Here is a 3322-nt window from a genome sequence, read left to right on the forward strand (position 1 = left end):
CCCATCGCCATCGCTGCCATACCGGGCATTGTTGACCCCTACCGTCCCTGCCGGAACATCACTTCATGGTGGCAAGGTTGTGCCAGAAATTCTTGAGGCTGTCGGTGCCGCCGAAAAGCGTGGTGAAATTCGTGGAGTCGACGAGAACCATGTCCCCCGCGCGTCCGCCCGACGGCGGCATCCAGATCAACGCGTTGAATTCGGTGTTGCCCGCCGCGGTGAAGGGATGCGGTCTGTTCTGATCGATCCGTTGCCGACCGAGCACCCGCAGAGAGTCGCTCTCCGGAGCGGTGAGTTCGTAGTGCGGCAGGTGCGGATGGAAATTGAACGTGGTGACGTTGTCGAGCAGTCTCGCTGCGTCCAGGTCGCGGACCGCGGTCAGGGGTGCGATCTCCTTCGTTCCCTCAACCACGGCGGGGCGCAGGCCCCACCTGTTGTGCACCGGAACATCGAGGGCCTTCATCAGTGAGCGGGTGTATTGACTGAACCGCTGCTGGCGCGGCACCAAGGGGTCGCCGTGATGGTCGTATTCGACCTGGCGCTGGGCGAAGTCCTCGGTGAAGCCGACGTCATGGTGCGGCGCCAACACCAAGCAGGTGCCGTCGCGCCGCAGCCATTCCCGGATTGCGTTGATCTCCTCCGGTGCGGCTTCTTGCTCGGACAGGAGGTGGTCAAGCCCGAACACCATCAGGGTGTCGGTGTCGGCGAGGATCCGTTCGTCGATCGGAAGCTTGTAGCCGGCCTGGTCGATGCGCTGGAACACCGCGACCGGGTGGCCGGTGGCCTCGCCGGCCACTTCCTGGAAGGCCAGCGCCGAGCGGTGGAAAAGTTCTAGGGTGCCGGCGATGCCCTGGAGGAATTGCGCCTCTTGATATTCCGGTGCCTCATAGCTCGGCCACACCGCGTTACGGACTTCGGTCATGGTGGAGAAGCGGTTGTACATCTCCGCCGGATCGCGTTGGGCCTCCCACGGATAGCTCCACGTCCAATAGATGCTGATGCGCCGCTGACCTGGGGTGTGCTTGCGCGGGACATGCGTTTGGTTGTAGGTGCGTGCAGTGGAAAGTGCGCCCATGGTGGATCCCTAACGTGATCCGTCGAGTGCCGCGAGGTATCGCATGGCGTTGATGCCGGGCAGGAAGAAGTACGCCCCACCCGTCAGGGTGGTGAACGCCGGCAACCCTTTGAGGGTTTTGCGGATCGGCCGCTTGGGGATTTTAAAGTCTAGGGTCCCGTCCTGCGTTCCACAGATGGGGTCGTGCTCGTTGCCGAGTTCGTGGAAGGTGGGGTCGTTGATCCAGACGTTTTGTGCGAACTCGAACTGACGTACCAGGCTGGCGCAGATGATGAACGCGGCGATGCCGCGTTCCACCCCGTCGTCGGGCGCGCCCTCGGGCAATGCAGGACCGTAGGTAGCGCCGCGGCGAATTATCCTGTGCCGGTTCATGTTGTGCGCGGTGTCGCGCGGGTTGAGGCGTCTCGCGTGCGATCCCAGCGGGCACGCGTATCCGTGCGGATCCATCTCCTTATAGTTGAAGTCGTTGTTGCGCATGGGGTCCGCCCCCAGCTCGGGGTCATCTTTGTCGGGGGCAAGGACCAGCGGAGCACCACTGCGCCAGCGGCCCATGAATTTCGCGGCGAGCAATTCTTGATCGTCCGGCGTGTCGGCGTGCTCGAGCAGATAGTCGCGGAATAGCGCCACATGCTCCTGCAGCCGCCGATACGCCGCGTAAGTCCCGTTGCGCGACAAGATATCTGGCTGCGGCAAATTCGCCACCGGACCGGATTCGTCGGGATAGCCGACAAGAAACTCACCGGGCTTCAGCGGCGCACCGGAGCCCGGAGTGGGCTCCGCACCAGATCCCTCGATGACCGGCTGCGACAGCCGGTCCCTGAACCCGAAGTGATCGTGCGCGTAGTTGAATGGCGGCGTCGCATTCAGGTCCAGGTACGACAGCCGGCGCACGCCGTCGCACCGGGCCAGCAATTCGTCGTGCGCCGCGGTGGCCCGATCATGTTCGGCGTCGTCGCGCGCGAACAGTATCGCGATCGCGTGCAGGTCGTCTCCGGCCAATCCGCCCAACCATTTGTCCGGGTGATTGCGGCCGGTGTCGCCCAGAATGTCGGCCCGGGCCGCCATGCCTTGCCGAAACGCCTCCGGAAAGGTCGCCAGCGAATCGTCGGACACGCCAAGCGCGCGCAGCCCGGTCCAGGTGAATCCCAGTGTCACCCAGCGCCTGGTGCTGTCCATCGAGGCCCGCACGGACGCCGCGGATTCGACGACGTCGGTGAGCTCTGACAGCCACGCTCTACCACCGGCAGGTTGGTCGAACGACAGAAACTCATACCGCCCGGTCATCGACGGGGTGCGGGTCAGCAGAATGTGCTGGATGTCGTCGAGCTCGAGGGTGCTCGCTTCAGTGCCCGTCACTGCATCTGGTCGAGCATGTCCGAGAATGCCGCCTTTAACCGTAGGGCTTTCTTGATCTCGTCGGCGGTCACGTAGGGGTATTCGCCGTATTCGAGGAAACTGGGGCACTGGTGTTCGCGCACGAATTTGATGAACGCTTCCGGGTTCTCTTTCCAGTCTTCGGGGAATCCCTCCAGGTTGGTGAAGACCGTCGTGATCCCGGTCTGGCTGAACAGCGCCACCGCATCCTCGGTGTATTTGTCGAAATCGGTGTCGAAGATGCCCTGGTACTGAAAATGCAGCCCCGAGCCGACGTCGAACAACACCCACCGCAAGTAGTGCAGCCGCAGCGGCGCGAGCACATCCGGGCTGCCCGCTATCGCGTCTTGGATCTGCTTGCCGTACCCGCGGACGGCCTCCTCGCGCCCCTCTTTTACCTTCGCGATGATCGAAAAGCCAAAGCAGGCAGGAGTTCTCGGATAGACGGGACCGTACCTGCCTCGTTCGAGCTCGAAGTACCCCTCTTCGGGAATGGCGATCGCCGCTGGCTTGCTCCAGTCATGAACGCTCATCGGCATCCTCGGACTTCGGTCTATGTTATCCGTGCGAACACTACGCCCCGGTCACGCCCCTTGGACCATTTCGTCGGCGGCCATTCGACCAGGCGACGACCGTTGCGTCGATGTTCATCGGGCAGGCTCCGTCGGTTCACCCCCGCCAGTCCTCAGTTCCTCGAACAACCCTGCGCGGGCCAACAGCAAGCCGCTGACCATCAACACCCAGATGGGGAACGCCATCGTGATCCACATGCTGATGTTGCCGGCAAACAGCAATGCAACGGCAGCCAGATAGCTCAGGCCAACCAGCCAGCGTGGCATCAAGCCCGTCCGAAGCCAAATCGTTGCCAGCGAC

General features: G+C 63.0%; 3 protein-coding genes and 1 pseudogene. All 4 read right to left on the reverse strand.

Annotated elements, in window-relative coordinates:
- Positions 1-58 precede the first annotated feature (58 nt).
- On the reverse strand, positions 59-1075 hold the full coding sequence (locus WA317_RS20575; RefSeq protein ID WP_425174782.1) for a hypothetical protein: 1017 nt from the start codon (positions 1073-1075) through the stop codon (positions 59-61).
- A 9-nt stretch (positions 1076-1084) separates the two neighbouring features.
- Positions 1085-2359, reverse strand: a complete 1275-nt coding sequence (locus WA317_RS20580; RefSeq protein ID WP_425174784.1) for a Dyp-type peroxidase — start codon at positions 2357-2359, stop codon at positions 1085-1087.
- A 68-nt stretch (positions 2360-2427) separates the two neighbouring features.
- Positions 2428-2982 (reverse strand): hypothetical protein, encoded by a 555-nt coding sequence (locus WA317_RS20585; protein WP_425174783.1) that lies wholly within the window; start codon positions 2980-2982, stop codon positions 2428-2430.
- Positions 2983-3096: 114 nt separating this feature from the next.
- Positions 3097-3322, reverse strand: a pseudogene (locus tag WA317_RS20590) (hypothetical protein); the annotation flags it as partial.

Source organism: Mycobacterium sp. (assembly GCF_049802695.1).
In the GTDB taxonomy this organism is placed as follows: domain Bacteria; phylum Actinomycetota; class Actinomycetes; order Mycobacteriales; family Mycobacteriaceae; genus Mycobacterium.

Coding starts and splice junctions, on each gene's coding strand:
- WA317_RS20585 (WP_425174783.1), bottom strand. CDS start 2,982: ATGAGCGTTCATGACTGGAGCAAGCCAGCGGCGATCGCCATTCCCGAA.
- WA317_RS20575 (WP_425174782.1), bottom strand. CDS start 1,075: ATGGGCGCACTTTCCACTGCACGCACCTACAACCAAACGCATGTCCCG.
- WA317_RS20580 (WP_425174784.1), bottom strand. CDS start 2,359: ATGACCGGGCGGTATGAGTTTCTGTCGTTCGACCAACCTGCCGGTGGT.